Annotated in this window: 13 protein-coding genes; 10 read left to right on the forward strand and 3 right to left on the reverse strand. The window is 70.9% G+C overall.

Annotated features, from left to right (window positions below):
* Positions 1–5: 5 nt before the first annotated feature.
* Together ACLZOT_RS03665 and ACLZOT_RS03670 are read right to left on the reverse strand one after the other, a co-directional pair.
* Complete coding sequence (locus ACLZOT_RS03665) at positions 6–1,532, reverse strand: ADP-ribosylglycohydrolase family protein (RefSeq protein WP_416967428.1); 1,527 nt, start codon at positions 1,530–1,532, stop codon at positions 6–8.
* Between the two features lie 281 nt (positions 1,533–1,813).
* Positions 1,814–2,839, reverse strand: a complete 1,026-nt coding sequence (locus ACLZOT_RS03670; protein ID WP_416967222.1) for an ADP-ribosylglycohydrolase family protein — start codon at positions 2,837–2,839, stop codon at positions 1,814–1,816.
* Positions 2,840–3,098: 259 nt separating this feature from the next.
* On the opposite strand from ACLZOT_RS03670, the gene ACLZOT_RS03675 reads away from it, so the two are divergent.
* The 6 genes from ACLZOT_RS03675 (at position 3,099) to ACLZOT_RS03700 (ending at position 14,041) form a co-directional block, all read left to right on the forward strand.
* Positions 3,099–3,830: a VIT1/CCC1 transporter family protein gene (locus ACLZOT_RS03675; protein ID WP_416967223.1), complete on the forward strand. Its 732-nt coding sequence runs from the start codon at positions 3,099–3,101 to the stop codon at positions 3,828–3,830.
* A 376-nt stretch (positions 3,831–4,206) separates the two neighbouring features.
* Positions 4,207–8,823, forward strand: a complete 4,617-nt coding sequence (gltB, locus tag ACLZOT_RS03680) for a glutamate synthase large subunit (RefSeq protein WP_416967224.1) — start codon at positions 4,207–4,209, stop codon at positions 8,821–8,823.
* Positions 8,816–10,276: a glutamate synthase subunit beta gene (locus tag ACLZOT_RS03685; RefSeq protein WP_416967225.1), complete on the forward strand. Its 1,461-nt coding sequence runs from the start codon at positions 8,816–8,818 to the stop codon at positions 10,274–10,276. The genes gltB and ACLZOT_RS03685 overlap by 8 nt, the downstream gene beginning before the upstream one ends.
* A 124-nt stretch (positions 10,277–10,400) precedes the next feature.
* On the forward strand, positions 10,401–11,120 hold the full coding sequence (locus tag ACLZOT_RS03690) for a vWA domain-containing protein (RefSeq protein ID WP_416967226.1): 720 nt from the start codon (positions 10,401–10,403) through the stop codon (positions 11,118–11,120).
* 68 nt (positions 11,121–11,188) lie between these two features.
* Positions 11,189–12,802 carry a cytochrome b gene (locus ACLZOT_RS03695; protein WP_416967227.1) on the forward strand — a complete coding sequence of 538 codons (1,614 nt, stop codon included), beginning with the start codon at positions 11,189–11,191 and terminating at the stop codon, positions 12,800–12,802.
* Positions 12,803–12,883: 81 nt separating this feature from the next.
* Complete coding sequence (locus tag ACLZOT_RS03700) at positions 12,884–14,041, forward strand: acetyl-CoA C-acetyltransferase (protein ID WP_416967228.1); 1,158 nt, start codon at positions 12,884–12,886, stop codon at positions 14,039–14,041.
* A gap of 5 nt (positions 14,042–14,046) precedes the next feature.
* Here the strand turns inward: ACLZOT_RS03700 and ACLZOT_RS03705 are convergent, their stop codons facing one another.
* Positions 14,047–14,955, reverse strand: a complete 909-nt coding sequence (locus tag ACLZOT_RS03705) for a hypothetical protein (RefSeq protein WP_416967229.1) — start codon at positions 14,953–14,955, stop codon at positions 14,047–14,049.
* Positions 14,956–15,064: 109 nt separating this feature from the next.
* On the opposite strand from ACLZOT_RS03705, the gene ACLZOT_RS03710 reads away from it, so the two are divergent.
* From ACLZOT_RS03710 to ACLZOT_RS03725, 4 genes are all read left to right on the forward strand, one after another.
* Positions 15,065–15,382, forward strand: a complete 318-nt coding sequence (locus ACLZOT_RS03710) for a chorismate mutase (protein ID WP_416967230.1) — start codon at positions 15,065–15,067, stop codon at positions 15,380–15,382.
* Positions 15,383–15,466: 84 nt separating this feature from the next.
* Positions 15,467–17,938, forward strand: a complete 2,472-nt coding sequence (gene pepN, locus ACLZOT_RS03715) for an aminopeptidase N (protein ID WP_416967231.1) — start codon at positions 15,467–15,469, stop codon at positions 17,936–17,938.
* Positions 17,939–18,067: 129 nt separating this feature from the next.
* Positions 18,068–19,588 carry a pyridoxal phosphate-dependent decarboxylase family protein gene (locus ACLZOT_RS03720; protein WP_416967232.1) on the forward strand — a complete coding sequence of 507 codons (1,521 nt, stop codon included), beginning with the start codon at positions 18,068–18,070 and terminating at the stop codon, positions 19,586–19,588.
* Complete coding sequence (locus ACLZOT_RS03725) at positions 19,585–20,991, forward strand: lysine N(6)-hydroxylase/L-ornithine N(5)-oxygenase family protein (protein WP_416967233.1); 1,407 nt, start codon at positions 19,585–19,587, stop codon at positions 20,989–20,991. The genes ACLZOT_RS03720 and ACLZOT_RS03725 overlap by 4 nt, the downstream gene beginning before the upstream one ends.
* Positions 20,992–21,012 lie beyond the last annotated feature (21 nt).

The following is a 21,012-nucleotide window of genomic DNA, read 5'->3' on the forward strand; positions in this document are numbered from 1 at the left end:
GTGAATCATGCTCCTGTTGTTGCCGGTTGTGCGGCTTCCAGGAGTTCGGCGAGTTCCAGGAGGTCCGTGCCGGTGAGGCGGGGGAGGGTGCAGCCGGAGAGGGTGCGGGAGGTTGTGCGCCAGGGGGCGGGGATCGCGGATGCGCCGCCGATCGCGCCGGTCAGGGCGCCGGTCAGGGCGGGGGTGGAGTCGGCGACTCTGGAGAGGCAGGTCGCCGCTGGGACCGCCTCGGCGATACGGCCGTTCGCGGCGAGGGAGATCGCCAGGGTCACCGGGACCGTTTCCGCCGCCGCGATGCCGTAGCTGTAGACGTGGTCCACGATCTGGTGCTCCAGCAACGGGATCAGGGCGAAGGTGGAGTCCGTCGTCTGTGCCAGGTGGAGGGCGTGGCGGGCGTTTCTGCCGATCTCCGTTTCCGGGGGGAGTTGGGTGAGGGCTGCTTGTACGCACGTTTCGATCGGTTCGCCGGTCAGGGCCAGGGAGATCGCCGCCGCCATCGCTCTCGCGCCGTGGACTCCGTCGCCGTCCTGGGTGTAGCGGGCGTCGAACTCCGCGAGGTCCGCTGCGCGTTGCGGGTTTCCCGGGTGGGTTGTCGCCAGGACGCAGGCTCTTACGCAGGCCGCGTCGTCGAAGTAGTGGGGGTTGTCGTGGCCCGTCGCCGGGGGGCGTAGGCCCGCTGCGAGGTTGGTGAGGCCGGCTCTTACCGAGATGCGGGCGCGGAGGGGGAGTACCGCTGATTCGATCTCCGGGGCCTTTGTCGTCGCCGCGGCTACCTCTGCCGCGAGGGAGGTCCAGGTGAGGTCGATCGCCGTCCTTGTGCGGTGGTCTCTGCTCAGGTCGTTCAGGGTGGTGGGGTCGGTGGTGCGCAGGAGGGTCTGGGCGGTCAGGGCTGCCCATTCCGCGTCGTCCGAGGGGCCCAGGTGGAGGGGGGCCGGGGGTTGGTTCAGGGCGATGGGGACGGGGAGGGTGGTGGTGGCGTTCTGTTCCGCGAAGGTGTCCAGTTCGCGGGTGAGGCGGCGGGTCCAGTCGGGCATGCGGGAGGCTCTGTGGCGGGCTGAGGGCCAGCCGGTGGCGTCGCCGATGGCCAGGCCCAGGAGCATGCCGGTGATGGGGCGCCGGGCCTTGGCTTCGCCATCGGCCTGGTGTTTCCCGCCCGCACCACCCGTGCGGGTTGCGTTGTCGGGTGCGGGACTTTCCTGTGGGGGGTGCTCTTCGTCGGCGGCTTGCGGGGTGGGGTGGGGGCCGCTGTGGGGGGTGGTTGCGTTGTGGGGCGGGTGCGGGTTCGTCGGGGCTGGTCGCGCCCGAGCGGCGGTAGCCGCAGATTCAGTACGGTCCCGCGCCCCTGGGGGGGTTGGGGTTTGCGTTGGTTGGGGTGTGCCGTCTGCTGGTGTGGTTGCTCGCGCCCACGCGGCGGTAGCCGCAGATTCAGTACGGTCCCGCGCCCCTGGGGGGGTTGGGGTTTGCGTTGGTTGGGATGTGCCGTCTGCTGGTGTGGTTGCTCGCGCCCACGCGGCGGTAGCCGCAGATTCAATACGGCCCCGCGCCCCTGAGGGCGTTAGGGGCGCCCGGGGTTGGGATGTGCCGTCCGCTGGTGTCGCCGGGTGCGCCCCCGCAGTGGTGGCCCCAGGCTCAGTGCAGTCCCGCGTTCCTGTTGTCGCCGGGTGCGCCCCTGCCGCCGGGGGTGCCGGTTTCGGGCGGTTCTCCGTCCATGTCGGTGTCGGTCCTGCCGGGGGTTGCCATGCACCGTTCTTCCTTGGCATCACGTCCGCGTCCTGTTTCTCTCGTTCGGTTTCTCCTGCCTTCGGTTCCCCCCTCACCGCTCCTCCCCGCCCTCCGCCGCCAGCGCGAAGTCCGCCCTTGTCGGGGTCCACTTCGTGTCCTCCGTCTGGATCAGGAGTTCTGCCACGTCCAGGACGTGGTGGCCGGCCATCTCGGGGAGGCAGGAGCCCTTTGCCGGGCCGATGGCCTGGGCCCAGGTCGGGGGGATTGCCGAGACGCCCTGCGTTGCTCCGGAGAGGGCTCCGGCTACGGCCGCTGTCGTGTCCGCGTCTCTGCCCATGTTCACTGCCGTGAGGACCGAGTCGCGGAAGTCGGCGTTCGCGTAGGCGTAGGCGCCGAAGGCGAGGGCGACCGCTTCGGGGGCGAGGTCGGTCCAGGGGTAGCCGGGGATGATCACGGCGCTGCGGATGGCGCGTTCGCCCTGGTGGGCGTGGGCGACCGCGCGGCGTAGGGAGCGGGCGGTCCAGGAGTCGTCGGGGATGACCGCGAGGGCGGAGGCGATGACGGCGATGGGGGGTGCGCCGGTCATGGCGGTGGCCACGCCCGCGGCGACCGCCTGGCCGCCGTGGATGCCCTCGCCCTCGTGGCTGACCGAGCCGTCGATCGCCGCGAGGCGGGCCGCTTCGGCGGGGCGGCCCGCCGCGAAGACGCCGAAGACCGCGGCGCGCATCGCGAGGCCGTCGCTCCAGGCGTGGCGGTGCTGGGCCGTCACCGGAGGTGTCAGGCCGCGGCGGAGGTTCTCCAGCGTGCCGCGTTCGCTGAAGCCGGCGCCCCGGAAGGGGCCCTCGTCGCGGTCGGCGATCCAGGCGTGCCAGGCGGATTCGACGTGGGCCGGGGTGAGGGCGGAGCCGTGGCGGGCGAGGAGGAGGCCGGAGAGGATCGCGTACTCGGTGTCGTCGGTGCCGGCGGGGGTGTCGGTGACGTACCCGGTGATGCGGCCCCAGCGGGCGCGGATCTCGGAGGGTTTCAGGTTCTCCGCCGGGGCGCCGAGCGCGTCTCCCACGGCGAGGCCGAGGAGGGCGCCTCTCGCGCGTTCACGCAGCGCTGCGATCGATGCCATACGTGAACCTCCAGGAAGGGTGGGCAAGTGACAGATCTGTCCCACCGTTGGCGGTTGACCTTTGCCTCGGAGCCCTTTTTGTCACCCGGACGACTTTTGAGCGGCCTACTGGACGGATGAGCATTCGAGGGTAAAACCGCAGGTAAGCCCAGCCTTTCCTTGCTGGCGGGCCCGGAATGACCGACGTAACCTCGGTGTTGTAGAGATTTAGAATCAGTCCAAACTTAGCTTTGGCTTAGCTTGCCGGGGATGTAGGAACATGGCTCTCATCGATGTCCAGGCGCCGCTGCACGAGGCGCACCGCGACAACCACACCCACCGTGACGTCAACGGGGGCTGGCTCAGGCCGGCGGTGTTCGGGGCGATGGACGGGCTCGTGTCGAACCTCGCGCTGATGACCGGCGTCGCGGGCGGCGACCTGGGGCACCGGGCCGTCGTTCTCACCGGCCTCGCGGGCCTCGCGGCGGGCGCCTTCTCGATGGCGGCCGGCGAGTACACGTCGGTGGCCTCGCAGCGGGAGCTGGTGGAAGCGGAGCTGGACGTGGAGCGGGCGCAGCTGCGCCGGCACCCGGCGGACGAGGAAGCGGAGCTGGCCGCGCTGTACGAGGCGCGGGGCGTGGACGCGCCGCTCGCGAAGGAGGTCGCCCGGCAGTTGTCCCGCGACCCCGAGATGGCGCTGGAGATCCACGCGCGCGAGGAGCTGGGCATCGACCCCTCGGACCTGCCCTCGCCGCTGGTCGCCGCCGTCTCGTCGTTCGGGGCGTTCGCGGTGGGCGCGCTGCTGCCGGTGCTGCCGTATCTGCTGGGGGCGAGCGCGCTGTGGCCGGCCGTGCTGGTGGCGCTCGCCGGGCTCTTCCTGTGCGGGGCGGTCGTCGCCCGCGTGACCGCGCGGACCTGGTGGTACAGCGGGCTGCGGCAGTTGGCGCTGGGAGGCGCGGCGGCGGGTGTGACGTACGCCCTGGGCAGTTTGTTCGGTACGGCCGTAGGATAGGGAGGCCGCTAGGTATGCGAGGGACCGTATAAATAGCCGTTACCCGCTGGTTTCGAATGCATGACCACCGGGCATGAGCCGTAAGCGCTGTGGGCAACGACGCCCGCGGCGCACGCGCGGGATGGGTGAAGACGCCCCTTCCGTACTCCCCCAGGAAACGACGGACATCGATCTGTCCCGTTCGCTCCCACTCATTTTCAGCCGCCTCGCGCGGCACCCGCCGCGACCCCACGGCGTCCGCATGTTGGAACGGTTTATCCACTTCCCGAGAACCGCCCCATCATGTAACCTGCACGAAATTTTGCACTTAAGCAGAGGGCCAACGTCGTCCCTCGGCAACGCAGATATGCCACTTGAGACGACGACGGGAGAGCCGATGCGTACGCCGCGCCAGCCGTCCCAGCACTCCGCGAATGGCCAGAACTGGTCCTTCATGGATGCTCGCCCTGCCGCGCAGGGTATGTACGACCCCCGTAACGAGCACGACGCCTGTGGCGTCGGCTTCGTGGCCACCCTCACCGGTGAGGCGAGCCACACGCTGGTCGAGCAGGCGCTGACCGTTCTGCGCAACCTCGAACACCGCGGCGCGACCGGCTCCGAGCCCGACTCGGGTGACGGCGCGGGCATCCTGACCCAGGTCCCGGACGCCTTCTTCCGCGAGGTCACCGGCTTCGAGCTGCCCGCGGCCGGTTCGTACGCCGTCGGCATCGCCTTCCTCCCCGAGGACGGCACCGAGGACGCCGTCTCGCGGATCGAGACGATCGCCGGCGAGGAGGGCCTGACCGTCCTCGGGTGGCGTGAGGTCCCCGTCGCCCCCGGCCTGCTCGGCGCCACCGCCCGCTCCACGATGCCCGCCTTCCGCGAGGTCTTCGTCGCCGACGGCGAGAGCGAGGGCATCGTCCTCGACCGCAAGGCGTTCGCGCTGCGCAAGCGCGCCGAGCGCGAGGCCGGCGTCTACTTCCCGTCGCTGTCCGCGCGGACCATCGTCCACAAGGGCATGCTGACCACCGGCCAGCTGGAGCCCTTCTTCCCGGACCTCTCCGACCGCCGGTTCGCCTCGGCCGTCGCGCTCGTCCACTCCCGGTTCTCCACGAACACGTTCCCGTCCTGGCCGCTCGCCCACCCGTACCGCTTCGTCGCGCACAACGGCGAGATCAACACCGTCAAGGGCAACCGCAACTGGATGCGGGCGCGCGAGTCGCAGCTCGTCAGCGATTTGTTCGGCTCTGCCGACCATGGGCACAGCGGGGACAAGGGCATCGAGCGGATCTTCCCGATCTGCACCCCGGACGCCTCCGACTCCGCCTCCTTCGACGAGGTCCTGGAGCTGCTCCACCTCGGCGGGCGCTCCCTGCCGCACTCCGTGCTGATGATGATCCCGGAGGCGTGGGAGAACCACGACTCGATGGACCCGGCCCGGCGCGCGTTCTACCAGTTCCACTCCACGCTGATGGAGCCCTGGGACGGCCCCGCCTGCGTCACCTTCACCGACGGCACCCAGGTCGGCGCGGTCCTCGACCGCAACGGCCTGCGCCCCGGCCGCTACTGGGTCACCGACGACGGCCTCGTCGTCCTCGGCTCCGAGGTCGGCGTCCTGGACATCGACCCCTCGAAGGTCGTCCGCAAGGGCCGCCTCCAGCCCGGCAAGATGTTCCTCGTCGACACCGCCGAGCACCGCATCATCGAGGACGACGAGATCAAGGCCGCCCTCGCCGCCGAGGCGCCGTACGCGGAGTGGCTGGAGACCGGCGAGATCGAGCTCGGCGACCTGCCCGAGCGCGAGCACATCGTCCACACCCACGCCTCGGTCACCCGCCGCCAGCAGACCTTCGGGTACACCGAGGAGGAGCTGCGCGTCATCCTCGCCCCGATGGCGAAGGCCGGCGCCGAGCCGATCGGCTCCATGGGCACCGACTCGCCGATCGCGGCACTGTCCAGCCGCCCCCGGCTGCTGTTCGACTACTTCACGCAGCTCTTCGCGCAGGTCACGAACCCGCCGCTGGACGCGATCCGCGAGGAGCTCGTCACCTCCCTGCGCTCCTCGCTGGGCCCCCAGGGCAACCTGCTGGAGCCGAGCGCGGCCTCCTGTCGTACCGTCACCCTGCCGTTCCCGGTGATCGACAACGACGAGCTGGCCAAGCTCATCCACATCAACGCCGACGGCGACATGCCCGGCTTCAAGGCCGCGACCCTCTCCGGCCTGTACCGCGTCTCCGGCGGCGGCGACGCCCTCGCCGCCCGCATCGACGAGATCTGCGCCGAGGCCGACGCCGCGATCGAGAACGGCGCCCGCCTGATCGTCCTGTCGGACCGGCACTCCGACGCCGAGCACGCGCCGATCCCCTCGCTGCTGCTGACCGCCGCCGTCCACCACCACCTCATCCGCACCAAGCAGCGCACCCAGGTGGGCCTGCTGGTCGAGGCCGGGGACGTCCGCGAGGTCCACCACGTCGCCCTGCTGATCGGCTTCGGCGCCGCCGCCGTCAACCCGTACCTGGCGATGGAGTCCGTCGAGGACCTGGTCCGCGCCGGCACCTTCCTCTCGGACATCGAGGCCGAGCAGGCCATCCGCAACCTGATCTACGCGCTCGGCAAGGGCGTCCTCAAGGTCATGTCCAAGATGGGCATCTCGACCGTCGCCTCCTACCGGGGCGCCCAGGTCTTCGAGGCCGTCGGCCTGGACGACGCCTTCGTCGAGAAGTACTTCAACGGCACCGCCAGCAAGATCGGCGGCGTCGGCATCGACGTCGTCGCCCAGGAGGTCGCCGCCCGGCACGCCAAGGCGTACCCCGCCTCCGGCATCGCCCCGGCGCACCGCGCGCTGGAGATAGGCGGCGAGTACCAGTGGCGCCGCGAGGGCGAGCCGCACCTCTTCGACCCGGAGACGGTCTTCCGCCTCCAGCACTCGACGCGCTCCGGCCGCTACGACATCTTCAAGAAGTACACGGACCGCGTGAACGAGCAGTCCGAGCGCCTCATGACGCTGCGCGGGCTCTTCGGCTTCAAGTCGGACCGCGCGGCGATCTCGATCGACGAGGTCGAGTCCGTCGAGGACATCGTCAAGCGCTTCTCCACCGGCGCCATGTCCTACGGCTCCATCTCCCGCGAGGCCCACGAGACCCTCGCCATCGCCATGAACCAGCTGGGCGGCAAGTCCAACACCGGTGAGGGCGGCGAGGACGCGGACCGCCTGTACGACCCGGCGCGGCGCTCGTCGATCAAGCAGGTCGCCTCCGGCCGCTTCGGCGTGACGAGCGAGTACCTCGTCAACGCGGACGACATCCAGATCAAGATGGCCCAGGGCGCCAAGCCCGGCGAGGGCGGCCAGCTCCCCGGCCACAAGGTGTACCCGTGGGTCGCCAAGACGCGGCACTCCACCCCGGGTGTCGGTCTGATCTCCCCGCCGCCGCACCACGACATCTACTCGATCGAGGACCTGGCCCAGCTGATCCACGACCTCAAGAACGCGAACCCGCAGGCCCGCATCCACGTGAAGCTGGTCTCCGAGGTCGGCGTCGGCACGGTCGCGGCCGGTGTCTCCAAGGCGCACGCGGACGTCGTCCTCATCTCCGGCCACGACGGCGGTACGGGCGCCTCGCCGCTCACCTCGCTCAAGCACGCCGGCGGGCCCTGGGAGCTGGGCCTCGCCGAGACCCAGCAGACCCTGCTGCTCAACGGCCTGCGCGACCGGATCGTCGTCCAGACCGACGGGCAGCTCAAGACCGGCCGTGACGTCGTCATCGCCGCGCTGCTCGGCGCCGAGGAGTTCGGTTTCGCGACCGCGCCGCTCGTCGTCTCCGGCTGCGTCATGATGCGCGTCTGCCACCTCGACACCTGCCCCGTCGGCATCGCCACGCAGAACCCGGTCCTGCGCGACCGGTTCGCCGGCAAGGCCGAGTACGTCGTGAACTTCTTCCGGTTCATCGCCGAAGAGGTCCGCGAACTCCTTGCCGAGCTGGGCTTCCGCACGATCCAGGAGGCCGTCGGCCACGCCGAACTCCTCGACGTCGAGCGGGCCGTGGACCACTGGAAGGCGCAGGGCCTCGACCTGGCCCCGCTCTTCTACGTCCCCGAGCTGCCCGAGGGCGCCGTGCTGCACCAGACGGTCGCCCAGGACCACGGCCTGGAGAAGGCGCTCGACAACGAGCTGATCAAGCTCGCCGCCGACGCGCTCGCCGCCTCCGACGCGACCTCGGCCCAGCCGGTGCGCGCGCAGGTCAAGGTCCGCAACATCAACCGCACCGTCGGCACGATGCTCGGCCACGAGGTGACGAAGAAGTTCGGCGGGGCGGGTCTGCCCGACGACACCATCGACATCACCTTCACCGGCTCCGCGGGCCAGTCCTTCGGCGCCTTCCTGCCGCGCGGTGTCACGCTGCGCCTCGAAGGCGACGCGAACGACTACGTCGGCAAGGGCCTCTCCGGCGGCCGGGTCGTCGTCCGCCCCGACCGGGGCGCCGACCACCTCGCCGAGTACTCGACGATCGCGGGCAACACCATCGCGTACGGCGCGACCGGCGGGGAGCTGTTCCTGCGCGGGCGTACCGGTGAGCGGTTCTGCGTCCGCAACTCCGGGGCGCTGGTCGTCTCCGAGGGCGTCGGCGACCACGGCTGCGAGTACATGACCGGCGGTCACGCGGTCGTCCTCGGCGAGACCGGGCGCAACTTCGCGGCCGGCATGTCCGGTGGCATCGCGTACGTCATCGACCTGAACCGGGACAACGTCAACTCCGGGAACCTCGGCGCGATCGAGGAGCTGTCCGACGACGACAAGCGGTGGCTGCACGGCGTCGTGCGCCGCCACGCCGAGGAGACCGGGTCCACGGTCGCCGAGAAGCTGCTCGCCGACTGGGACGCCTCCGCCGAGCGCTTCACGAAGCTCATCCCCAGCACGTACAAGGCAGTGCTCGCCGCCAAGGACGCCGCCGAGCAGGCGGGACTCTCCGAGTCCGAGATCACCGAGAAGATGATGGAGGCGGCGACCAATGGCTGACCCGAAGGGCTTCCTGAACCACGGCCGTGAGGTCGCCAAGTCCCGCCCCGTGGACGTGCGTCTCAAGGACTGGAACGAGGTCTACGTCCCCGGCTCGCTGCTGCCGATCATCTCGAAGCAGGCGTCCCGCTGCATGGACTGCGGCATCCCGTTCTGCCACAACGGCTGTCCGCTGGGGAACCTCATCCCCGAGTGGAACGACTACGCGTACCGCGAGGACTGGTCGGCGGCCTCCGAGCGCCTGCACGCCACGAACAACTTCCCCGAGTTCACGGGGCGGTTGTGCCCGGCTCCCTGTGAGTCGGCGTGCGTCCTCGGCATCAACCAGCCCGCCGTCACCATCAAGAACGTCGAAGTCTCCATCATCGACAAGGCGTGGGACGCCGGTACGGTCGCCCCGCAGGCGCCCGAGCGGCTCTCCGGCAAGACCGTCGCCGTCATCGGCTCCGGCCCCGCCGGCCTCGCCGCCGCGCAGCAGCTCACCCGGGCCGGCCACACCGTCGCCGTGTACGAGCGCGCCGACCGCATCGGTGGTCTTCTCCGGTACGGCATCCCCGAGTTCAAGATGGAGAAGCGGCACATCAACCGGCGCATCGAGCAGATGCGCGCGGAAGGGACCCGCTTCCGTACGGGGATCGAGATCGGCCGCGACCTCAAGGCGACCGACCTGAAGAAGCGGTACGACGCCGTCGTCATCGCCGCCGGTGCCACCACCGCGCGCGATCTTCCCGTCCCCGGGCGGGAGTTGAAGGGCGTCTACCAGGCGATGGAGTACCTGCCCCTCGCCAACAAGGTGCAGGAGGGCGACTACGTGACGTCCCCCGTCACCGCCGAGGGCAAGCACGTCGTCGTCATCGGCGGTGGTGACACCGGGGCGGACTGCGTCGGCACCGCGCACCGTCAAGGCGCCGCGTCCGTCACGCAGTTGGAGATCATGCCGCGGCCCGGCGAGGACCGTGCGCCGAACCAGCCGTGGCCGACCTTCCCCATGCTGTACAAGGTCACCTCCGCGCACGAGGAGGGCGGCGAGCGGGTCTACTCCGTCTCCACCACCCACTTCGAGGGCGACGAGGAGGGCAACGTGCAGTGGCTGCACCTCGTCGAGGTCGAGTTCGTCGAGGGCAAGCTCACGCAGAAGCCGGGCACCGAGCGGAAGATCCCCGCCCAACTCGTCACGCTGGCCATGGGGTTCACCGGCACGGACCGCGAGAACGGGCTCGTCGAGCAGTTCGGCCTCGAACTGGACGAGCGCGGGAACGTCGCCCGTGACGCCGAGTTCCAGACGAACGTGCCGGGCGTGTTCGTGGCCGGTGACGCCGGGCGCGGCCAGTCCCTCATCGTGTGGGCCATCGCCGAGGGCCGCTCGGCCGCCCGCGGCTGCGACCGGTTCCTCACAGGGGCCAGCGACCTGCCGGCCCCCATCCGTCCGACGGACCGCTCACTGATGGTCTGACCTGACGGTCACCCCGAAGACGTCCCGTACAAAGGCGTACGGAACTGTAGACGACGCCTGCCCCACTGTCCCCGACCGGACGACCGGGCAGGCGTCGCCGTACGTCCTGGATAGGGTGGCCGGTATGGCAGCCATCAGCCTCACGAAGGTCCAGGAGACCGCGCCCGCGCTGGTCAGCCTCTACAAGCGGGCCGGGGAGTCGCTCGCCGAACACGGCCTGGAGGGGCAGCGGGCCGCCGTCTACCTGGTCGTCGACTACTCGGGGTCGATGAAGCCGTACTACAAGGACGGCACCGTACAGGCGCTGGCGGACCGGGTGTTGGGGCTCGCGGCGCATCTGGACGACGACGGTGAGGTTCCGGTCGTCGTCTTCTCCACCGAGATCGATGCCGTCACCGAGATCGTGCCGGCCGGTCACGAGGGCCGGATCGAGCGGATCGTGTCGGACCTCGGACACATGGGCCGGACCAACTACCACCTCGCCATGGACGCCGTCATCGATCACTACCTCGACAGCGGCGCCACCGACCCCGCGCTGGTCGTCTTCCAGACCGACGGCGGTCCGACCAGCAGACCCGCCGCCGAACGCTACCTGTGCAAGGCCGCCCGGCTGCCGCTGTTCTGGCAGTTCATCGGCTTCGGTGACGCCCGCAGCACGCAGTTCGACTTCCTGCGCAGACTCGACGAGCTTCCCGTGCCCGGCAGGCGCGTCGTCGACAACGCCGGTTTCTTCCATGCCGGTTCGGACCCTCGGCGGATGTCCGACGCCGAACTCTACGACCGGCTCCTGGGCGAGTTTCCGAAGTGGCTGACGGAGGCCCGGGTGAACGGGATCCTGGGCTGACGCGACATCAACTTCCCGCTCTGATCGCACTGTTGGCGTAGCCCGCCGCGCGTGCCACCCTGTGGTCCATGGCTGACGGGGTGCGTACGGACAGCAAGGGCAAGGGCGAGGCGTTCGCCGACTGGGCCGATGGGCGGCTCGGGATCTACGGGCTGGCCAAGGCCAACCTGCGCAAGGTGTTCCCGGACCACTGGTCGTTCATGCTGGGGGAGATCTGCCTCTACAGCTTTATCGTGCTGATCCTGACCGGGGTCTATCTGACGCTGTTCTTCGACCCCAGCAGCTCCGAGGTCATCTACCACGGCAGTTACACCCCGCTCAACGGGGTCAGCATGACCCAGGCGTACGAGTCGACGCTCGACATCAGCTTCGACGTACGCGGCGGTCTGCTGATCCGGCAGATCCACCACTGGGCGGCGCTGGTGTTCGTCGCCGGGATGCTCATCCACATGATGCGGGTGTTCTTCACCGGCGCGTTCAGGAAACCGCGCGAGCTGAACTGGGTGTTCGGGTGGACCCTGCTGTTCCTGGGGATCATGACCGGGCTGACCGGCTACTCGCTCCCGGACGACCTGCTGTCCGGCACCGGGCTGCGCTTCGCGGACGGGGCGATCCTGTCCATCCCGGTCGTCGGGACGTACATCTCGTTCTTCCTGTTCGGCGGCGAGTGGCCCGGCGTCGACTTCATCTCACGCCTCTACCCGATCCACATCCTGCTGCTGCCCGGCATCATGCTGGGCCTGGTCGTCGCCCACCTGATCCTGGTCTTCTACCACAAGCACACCCAGTACCCGGGGGCCGGGAAGACCGAGAAGTCCGTGGTCGGGATGCCGTTCATGCCGGTGTACATGGCGAAGGCGGGCGGCTTCTTCTTCCTCGTCTTCGGGGTCCTCGCGCTGATGGGCGGCATCGCGACCATCAACCCCGTGTGGGCGTTCGGCCCCTACCGCCCGGACCTCGTGACGACCGGCGCGCAGCCCGACTGGTACCTAGGGTTCTCCGAGGGCCTGATCCGCGTCATGCCGGCCTGGGAGATCAACGCCTGGGGCCACACACTCCAGCTGGGCGTCTTCATCCCCTTCACGCTCTTCCCGCTGATCCTTGTGGCGCTCGGCGTCTACCCCTTCATCGAGGCGTGGATCACGGGCGACAAACGCGAGCACCATCTCCTGGACCGGCCGCGAAACGTCCCCGTCCGTACGGGACTCGGTGTCGCCTGGCTGAGTCTGTACGGCGTCCTGCTGATCGGCGGCGGCAACGACATCGTCGCCACGCACCTGCACCTGTCGATCAACCACATCACCTGGTTCGTCCGCGTCGGCTCCTTCGTCGTCCCCGTCCTCGCCTTCGTCCTCACCAAACGCATCTGCATGGGCCTCCAGCGCGCCGACCGGGACAAGGTGCTGCACGGCAGGGAGACCGGCACCATCAAACGCCTCCCGCACGGCGAGTACGTCGAGGTCCACGAGCCCCTCGACCAGGCCCGGCTGCACACCCTCACCCAGCACGAACAGCCCGCGCCCTACGAGATCGGCGCGCGCGTCGACGCGAACGGCGTCCGGCGGAAGGTGACCGTGGTGCAGCGGGTGCGGGAGCGGCTCGCGAGGGCCATGTTCGGACCGGGAACCCAGATCGCGAAGCCCACGGAGAAGGAGTACAAGGAGCTCACACGAGGCCACTGAGCATGCCCCTTCCCTAGCAAGCGCTTGGTGGGTATGGTGCCTGCGCCCGCCGCACGCAGGGAAGTTCGCCAGGGAGTCGTCATGGCCGAGGCATACATCGTCGAAGCGGTCCGCACGCCGATCGGGAAGCGCAGAGGAGGGCTGGGCGCCGTTCACCCGGCGGATCTCGGGGCGCACGTCCTGAAGGCGCTGATGGGACGCGTCGACGTCGACCCCGCCGCCGTCGAGGACGTCGTCTTCGGCTGCCTCGACACCGTCGGACCCCAGGCCGGGGACATCGCCCGGACCTCCTGGCTCGCCGCCGGGCTCCCCGAGGAGGTGCCCGGCGTGACCGTCGACCGGCAGTGCGGATCCTCCCAGCAGGCCCTGCACTTCGCCGCGCAGGCCGTGCTGTCGGGGACGCAGGACCTGGTCGTCGCCGGGGGCGTGCAGAACATGACGCAGATCCCGATCGCCTACGCCACCCGGCAGGCGGCGGTCGAACTCGGCTTCACCGAAGGGCCGTTCGCGGGCAGCGAGGGCTGGCGGGAGCGGTACGGGAACCGGCCCGTCAACCAGTTCGCCGGGGCGGAGATGATCGCCGCGCAGTGGGGCATCGACCGCGAGGCGCAGGAGGAGTTCGCGCTCACCTCGCACCGGCGGGCCGTACGGGCCGTCGACGAGGGGCGGTTCGTGCGCGAGACCGTGCCCTGCAAGGAGGTCGACGTCGACGAAGGGCCCCGGCGGGACACCTCGCTGGAGAAGATGGCCGCGCTGAAACCCGTCATCGACGGCGGCACCGTCACCGCCGCCTGCTCCTCCCAGGTCTCCGACGGGGCCGCCGCACTGCTCATCGCCTCCGAACAGGCCGTACGGGACCACGGGTTGACGCCCCGCGCCCGGATCCACCACCTCTCCGTGCGCGGCGAGGACCCGATCAGGATGCTCACCGCGCCCATCCCGGCGACCGCGCACGCCCTCGGGAAGACCGGCCTGCGGCTCGACGAGATCGACCTCGTCGAGATCAACGAGGCGTTCGCGCCTGTGGTGTTGGCCTGGATGAAGGAGACCGGGGCCGACCCCGAGCGGGTCAACGTCAACGGCGGCGCCATCGCCCTCGGGCATCCGCTGGGCGCGAGCGGGGCCCGGCTCATGACGACCCTGCTGCACGAACTGGAGCGCGTTCAGGGGCGGTTCGGGCTCCAGACGATGTGCGAGGGCGGGGGACAGGCGAACGTGACGATCATCGAGCGGACGTAGACATATCAGGTGTCGCACTCCAGCACCGTCCGGCACAGCCCGCACCGCGCCCGCACCCGCCCCTTCACCGGCACCCGGATCCGCTGATGGCACGTCGGGCACGGGAAGCTCACCCGCAGGCGAGCCCCCGCAGCCCCCGCAGCCCCCGCAGTCCCCGGAGCCTCCTGTGAGAACGAGTACGGCGTGTCCGGCGCCGTCCGCACCTGCCGCCGGTCGCGGGCGTACCGGCGCCGCCCCGCCCAGCCCGCCGCCGTCAGCGGAGGCTGCCGCTCGTCGAGGCGGGCCCGGTCCAGGCCCGCCTCGTACGCCGTGTACGCCTGCGGGCTGGTGAACCACGGACGCGGGTCCTCGCCGAAGAACAGGGCGCGCTTGGCGAGGACGTACCCGAACTCCTCCGGGGTGAGGTAGCCGAGCTTCTGGGACGCCTCGCCGTGCTCGCGGTAGGCGTCCAGGAGGAGCCAGCCCGCGCCGAGGTAGGTGGCCGCCGTGTCCGTGAGGATCTCGTTGTCCCGGGTGCCGGGGAAGGAGAGGTCCAGGCGGTGCAGGTACACGTGCATGATCTCGTGCGCCAGGGCCGCGCCGATGTCCTCGCGGTGCGTGCGGAAGCGGTCGTTCAGCTCGACGAAGTACTCCGGGCCCGCCGTCAGCTCGATGTTCGCCGCGTGCTCCATCGCGCGGAAGCCGACGATCAGCCGGGCGTCCGGCAGCCGGTAGTGCCGGATCAGCTCGCGGGCCACCCGCTGGGCGCCCAGATGCAGGTCGTCGGTGTCGCAGAACGCCACGTCGGCCGGGGGCACGCTCGCCGCGAACGCGCACACCGTGTCGTACGACAGGCGCCGGTACAGGGCCGTCACCGCCGCGCGCACCGTCTCCAGGTGCGGGAACCCGTGCTCCACCGGGCCGCCGTCCGCCACGCCGCACCCCCTGCCCCCTGCTCCCTCTGACGTTCTGCGCCTTCCTTCCACTGTACGAGGGGTGGACACCCCGGTGCCCGTCGAGCGGGACGGATTAGGGTGAACGGCCATGACCACCAGCAACACCGTCGACCCCGAGGTCCAGGACGAGCTGACGCGCCTGCGCGACAGCATCGACAACATCGACGCCGCCGTCATCCACATGCTCGCCGAACGCTTCAAGGCGACCCAGCAGGTCGGCTACCTCAAGGCCCGCCACCACCTGCCCCCCGCCGACCCGGCCCGCGAGGCCCGCCAGATCAAACGGCTGCGCGGCCTCGCCGAGAGCGCGAGACTCGACCCCGCCTTCGCCGAGAAGTTCCTCAACTTCATCGTCGCCGAGGTGATCCGGCACCACGAACGCATCGCGGAGGACGAGGGGGTCTGAAGCGGGGCACCGCACAGAGGTGGACGAAAGGTGTGTACCGATCCGCCTCTGTGCCCCGTACCCCGAATCAGGCAGCATGGCCCCATGTCCGTACTGACGCGCGACGAAGCGCTGAGCCGTGCCGAACTCCTCGACGTCCTCGGCTATGCCGTCGACCTCGACCTCACCACCGGAGACGAGACCTTCGAGTCCCACACCGTCATCCGCTTCACCGCGCGCACGGGCGCGGACACCTTCGTCGAGCTGAAGCCGGCCGAACTGCGCTCCGTCACCCTCGACGGCAAGTCCCTCGACCCCGCGAAACTCTCCGGCAACCGCTTCCCCCTCAAGAAGCTCAAGGCCGGCGAGCACGAACTGCGGGTCGAGGCGACCATGCGCTACTCCCGCACCGGCGAGGGCATGCACCGCTTCACGGACCCCGCCGACGGCGAGACGTACGTCTACACGCAACTCTTCCTCGACGACGTCCAGCGCGTGTACGCCGCCTTCGACCAGCCCGACCTGAAGGCCGCCTTCGACGTCACCGTCAAGGCCCCCGAAGGCTGGACCGTCCTCGCGAACGGTGTCACCGAGGCCCTCGGCGAGGGCCGCTGGCGGGCCGCGACGACCCCGCCCATCTCGACGTACCTGATGGCCGTCGCCGCCGGCCCCTGGCACTCCCTGCGCACCGACCACCACGGCCTCCCCCTCGGCCTGCACTGCCGCCGCTCCCTCGCCGCACACCTGGAGGCGGACGCGGACGAACTCTTCGAGATCACCCGCCAGTGCTACGACCGCTACCACGAGCAGTTCACCGAGCCCTACCCCTTCGACTCCTACGACCAGGCGTTCGTCCCCGAGTTCAACGCCGGCGCCATGGAGAACCCCGGACTCGTCACCTTCCGCGACGAGTTCGTGTACCGCTCGGCCGTCACCGACACCGAACGCCAGACCCGCGCCATGGTCATGGCCCACGAGATGGCCCACATGTGGTTCGGCAACCTCGTCACCCTGCGCTGGTGGGACGACATCTGGCTGAACGAGTCCTTCGCCGAGTACATGGGCTACCGCACCACCGCCGACGCGACCCGCTTCACCGGCCCCTGGACCGAGTTCGGCGTCTCCCGCAAAGCCTGGGGCTACGACGCCGACCAGCGCCCCACCACCCACCCCGTCGCCCCCGACGCCGTCCCCGACACCGCCTCCGCGCTCCTCAACTTCGACGGCATCTCCTACGCCAAGGGGGCCTCCGCGCTACGGCAGCTGGTGGTCTGGCTCGGCGAGGACGACTTCCTCGCCGGCATCAACACCCACTTCACCCGGCACAAGTTCGCCAACGCGACCCTCGCCGACTTCATCGACTCCCTCGCCTCCGCCACCGACCGCGACGTCCACGCCTGGGCCGACGCCTGGCTGCGCACCACCGGCGTCGACACCCTCACGCCCGTCGTCGCAGGTGCCGGCAGCGCCCACACCCTCACCGTCGAACACGCGGGCACCCGGCCCCACCGCATCGCCGTCGGCGTGTACGACGACGACGCGGGCAGCCTCGTACCCCGGCCCCGCCTCGACCTCGACGTCCCCCAGAGCGCGCCCGGCGACCTCGGCAAGAAGCCCGCGCTGCTGCTCCTCAACGACGGCGACCTCACCTACGCGAAAGTCCGCTTCGACGCCGACTCCTTCGCCACGGTCCGGGCCCGACTCGGCACCCTGCCCGACCCGTTGACGCGGGCCGTCGTCTGGAACGCGCTGCGCGACGCCGTCCGCGACGGTGAACTCCCCGCCGGCGCCTACCTGGAGACCGCCCGCACCCACCTCCCGCGCGAGACCGACCTCGCCGTCACCGAGGCCGTCCTCACCTTCGCGGTGGGCGAGCTGGCGGGGCGCTACCTCACGCCCGAGGAGCGGCCCGGCGCGCTGACCTCGATCTGCCTGCTGTGCAAGGACATCGTCCGGCGCACCGAGGACGGGGACAGCCCGGGGCTTCGGCTCATCGCCGTGCGGCACTTCATCGACGTCGCGCAGCATCCCGACACCATCGCCGCGTGGCTCGCCGACGGGACGGTGCCCGGCGGGCCCGAGCTCGACCCCGACCTCCGCTGGCGCATCCTCGCCCGGCTCGCCGTGCTCGGCGCGACCGACGAGACCGCCATCGCCGGGGAACTGGAACGGGACCCCTCGGCGACCGGCGAGGAAGGCGCCGCGCGCTGCCGGGCCGCCCTGCCCGACGCCGACGCCAAGGAACGGGCCTGGGCGGCCATGTTCTCGTCCGACGACCTCTCCAACTACCTCCTCACCGCCACCGCACAGGGCTTCTGGCAGCCCGAACAGGCCGACCTCCTGCGCCCGTACGTCGCCCGCTTCTACACCGACGCCGTCCCCGTCGCCGAACGCCGGGGCCCCGCCATCGCCCAGGCCGTCGGCAGGTGGGCCTTCCCCGCGTACGCCGTCGACACGGAGAACCTGCGCCTCGGGGAGACGTGCCTCGCGGAAGGGGACCCGACGCCGGCGCTGCGCCGCAAGCTGGCCGACCAACTCGACGATCTGGGGAGGGTGTTGAAGGCACGCGGGGTGTGAACCGGCCCAGATCGTAGAAGCAGATTTTCTCCGGGCGCCCGTACCACTTTCGGGTCTGATCGCTCGGGTTTCCGGGTCCGGGCGCCTCCGGAGGGACATGCTGGGGGTCCCGCCCCGGAAGGACCCCGCATGAGCCTGCCGCCCCTCGCCTCGGGTCCCCACCAGGCCGACGCGCTACGGCCGTTGCTCGCGACGGTCCTCGACGCGCTCGACGCGGGGGCGCGGGGGAGGGGCGGCCCCCTTCCGGCGGGCGGGCCGGGGCCGGTCGCGGCGCGGGTGCGGGAGGCCGTGGGTGAACTGCTTCCGGAACAGGGCGACCCGGGCGCGCTCGCCGCGATCGTCCGAGCGATGGCGGAAGGCTCCGCCGACCCCGCCGACCCCCTCTGCGCGGCCCACCTCCACTGCCCACCGCTCGCACTCCCCGTGGCCGCCGACCTCGCGGCGTCCGCGCTGAACCCGTCCCTCGACTCGTGGGACCAGGCGCCCGCAGCCTCGGAGTTGGAGGCGCTGGTGGTGGGGGTGCTGGCGGGGGAGGTGTACGGGGGGAGCGGGGTCGGGGTGGCTGGCGTGTCCGGGGCTGGGGCGGCCCGTGTGCCCGGCGCTGTGGGAGCCGATGTCGGGCCTGGCGTTTTCGGAGCGGGTGCGCCGCCTGCCTCCGCCGGGCCTGCCGCCTCTGCCGGCCCCAGCTCCACCCCCACTCCCTCCCTCACCCCCGACGCCCTCGTCACCACCGGCGGTACCGAGTCCAACCACCTCGCTCTTCTCCTCGCCCGAGAAGCGCACGGCGCCGGAGTCCGGCTCGTCCACGGGGCCAACGCCCATCACTCCCTCCCCCGTGCCGCCTGGCTTCTCGGGCTTCCCGAGCCTCTCGTCGTGCCCGCTCCCGGAGGGGTCCTGGACCCCGTCGCCCTCGGCGAGGCCCTCGCCCGTCTCACCGGCCCCGTCATGGTCGCCGCCACCGCGGGCACCACGGACGCCGGTCTCATCGACCCCCTTCCCGAGATCGCCGCCCGCTGCGCGGCGCGCGGCGCGCGGCTGCATGTCGATGCCGCGTACGGCGGGGGCCTGTTGTTCAGCGCCCGGCACCGGGGGAAGCTCGCCGGGATACGGGACGCCCACACCGTCACCCTCGACCTGCACAAGATCGGCTGGCAGCCGGTCGCGGCGGGGCTGCTCGCCGTACGGGACGGGGCCGACCTCGACGTCCTGCGGCACACAGCCGACTATCTCAACGCCGACGACGACACCGAGGCGGGCCTTCCTGATCTGCTCGGACGGTCGCTGCGGACCACCCGACGGCCGGACGTCCTGAAGATCGCCGTCACCCTGAAGGCCCTGGGCCGGACGGGACTTGCCGAGCTGGTCGACCAAGTCTGCGGCCTGGCCCGGCAGTTCGCGGACCGCGTCGAGGCACACCCCCGTTTCGAGCTGCACGCCCGCCCGGTGATCAGCACGGTCCTGTTCCGGCCCGTGGCAGCGGACGTGGCGGCCGTCCGCCGCACGCTGCTGACACAGGGCCGCGCCGTCCTCGGCCGGGCCCGCACCGACGACGGCCGGCTCTGGCTGAAGGCCACCCTCCTCAACCCCCACACCAGGCCGGCCGACCTCGACCGCCTCTTGGACCTCGTGGAAGGAACCACCCCCACATGACCGACGCCCCCACACCCCCCGACACCCCGCGCGACCTCGTCGGGATCGGCATCGGCCCCGTCAACCTCTCCCTCGCCGCCCTCGCCCAGCCGCTCACCGAACTCGACGCCGTCTTCTACGAGCAGCGCCCCGGCTTCGACTGGCACCCCGGCCTCCTCATCGACGGCGCCCGCGTCCAGGTCCCCTTCCTGGCCGACCTGGTGACGCTGGCCGACCCCGCGAGCCCGTGGACGTTCCTCAACTACCTGAAGACCCGCGACCGCCTCTTCCCCTTCTACTTCGCCGAGCGCTCCCACATCCACCGCGCCGAGTACGACGCCTACTGCCGCTGGGTCGCCGGCAACCTCCCCGGCCTGCACTTCCGCCACCAGGTCGACGCCGTCCGCTGGAACCCCGAACGCGCCGTGTTCGAGGTCGACTTCACCCACCTCGACGCCGAGGGCGAGGCCGAGGCGCTCGGCCGGACGTACACCCGCAACGTCGTCCTCGGCGTCGGCACGGAACCCCACATCCCCGACGTCCTGCGCCCCCTCGTCGACGCCCCCGGCGTCCCGGTCGTGCACGCCGCCGACTACCTCGACCACCGGTCCGCGTTCCTCGCCGCCGACCACGTCACCGTCGTGGGCACCGGACAGTCGGGCGCCGAGGTCTTCCTCGACCTCCTGCGAGGCCGCCCCAGGGGACGCGAACGCCTGCACTGGATCGGCCGCAGCGAAGCCTTCGCCCCCATGGAGTACTCGAAGCTGGGCCTCGAACACTTCACCCCCGACCACACCCGCTACTTCCACGCCCTCCCCGAACCCGTCCGCGACGAACTCCTCGCGAGACAGGGCCACTTGCACAAGGCGATCGACTCCCGCACCCTCGCCGACATCCACGACGAGCTGTACGACCGCACCCTGCACGGCGGCTGGCCCGACACGGTCCTCACCCCGGGCGTCAAGGTCCGTACGGCGGGCCGGATCGCCACCACGAAGGTCGAACTCCACCTCGACCACGTCCAGCAGGGCACCCGCTCCCGCCTCACCACCGACGCCGTGGTCCTCGCCACCGGCTACCGGGAGCGCCCCCTCGACCGCCTCCTCGCCGGCCTCGACCCCTACCTGCGCCGCGACAACGCCGAACGCCCCCGTGTGGACGAGGAGTTCCGCCTCGTCCTCGACCCGGCCGTCACCGGCAACGTCTACGTCCAGAACGCCGAACGCCACACGCACGGCGTCGGCGCCCCCGACCTCGGCCTCACCGCCTGGCGCAGCGCCTCCATCCTCAACTCCCTGACGCAGAAGGAGCCGTACCCGCTGCCGTCCCGAACGGCGTTCACCACCTTCGGACTTGAGGCCGGGCACCGCGTACCCGCCGCACGTCAGCCGCGCACCCTCACCCCGCTCGTCGAACCCCGCTGACCCCACACCCCCGTGATGCAA

The organism is Streptomyces sp. 4F14, assembly GCF_048159485.1.
GTDB lineage: Bacteria > Actinomycetota > Actinomycetes > Streptomycetales > Streptomycetaceae > Streptomyces.

Coding starts and splice junctions, on each gene's coding strand:
- ACLZOT_RS03670 (WP_416967222.1), bottom strand. CDS start 2,839: ATGGCATCGATCGCAGCGCTGCGTGAACGCGCGAGAGGCGCCCTCCTC.
- ACLZOT_RS03675 (WP_416967223.1), top strand. CDS start 3,099: ATGGCTCTCATCGATGTCCAGGCGCCGCTGCACGAGGCGCACCGCGAC.
- gltB (WP_416967224.1), top strand. CDS start 4,207: ATGCGTACGCCGCGCCAGCCGTCCCAGCACTCCGCGAATGGCCAGAAC.
- ACLZOT_RS03685 (WP_416967225.1), top strand. CDS start 8,816: ATGGCTGACCCGAAGGGCTTCCTGAACCACGGCCGTGAGGTCGCCAAG.
- ACLZOT_RS03690 (WP_416967226.1), top strand. CDS start 10,401: ATGGCAGCCATCAGCCTCACGAAGGTCCAGGAGACCGCGCCCGCGCTG.
- ACLZOT_RS03695 (WP_416967227.1), top strand. CDS start 11,189: ATGGCTGACGGGGTGCGTACGGACAGCAAGGGCAAGGGCGAGGCGTTC.
- ACLZOT_RS03700 (WP_416967228.1), top strand. CDS start 12,884: ATGGCCGAGGCATACATCGTCGAAGCGGTCCGCACGCCGATCGGGAAG.
- ACLZOT_RS03710 (WP_416967230.1), top strand. CDS start 15,065: ATGACCACCAGCAACACCGTCGACCCCGAGGTCCAGGACGAGCTGACG.
- pepN (WP_416967231.1), top strand. CDS start 15,467: ATGTCCGTACTGACGCGCGACGAAGCGCTGAGCCGTGCCGAACTCCTC.
- ACLZOT_RS03720 (WP_416967232.1), top strand. CDS start 18,068: ATGAGCCTGCCGCCCCTCGCCTCGGGTCCCCACCAGGCCGACGCGCTA.
- ACLZOT_RS03725 (WP_416967233.1), top strand. CDS start 19,585: ATGACCGACGCCCCCACACCCCCCGACACCCCGCGCGACCTCGTCGGG.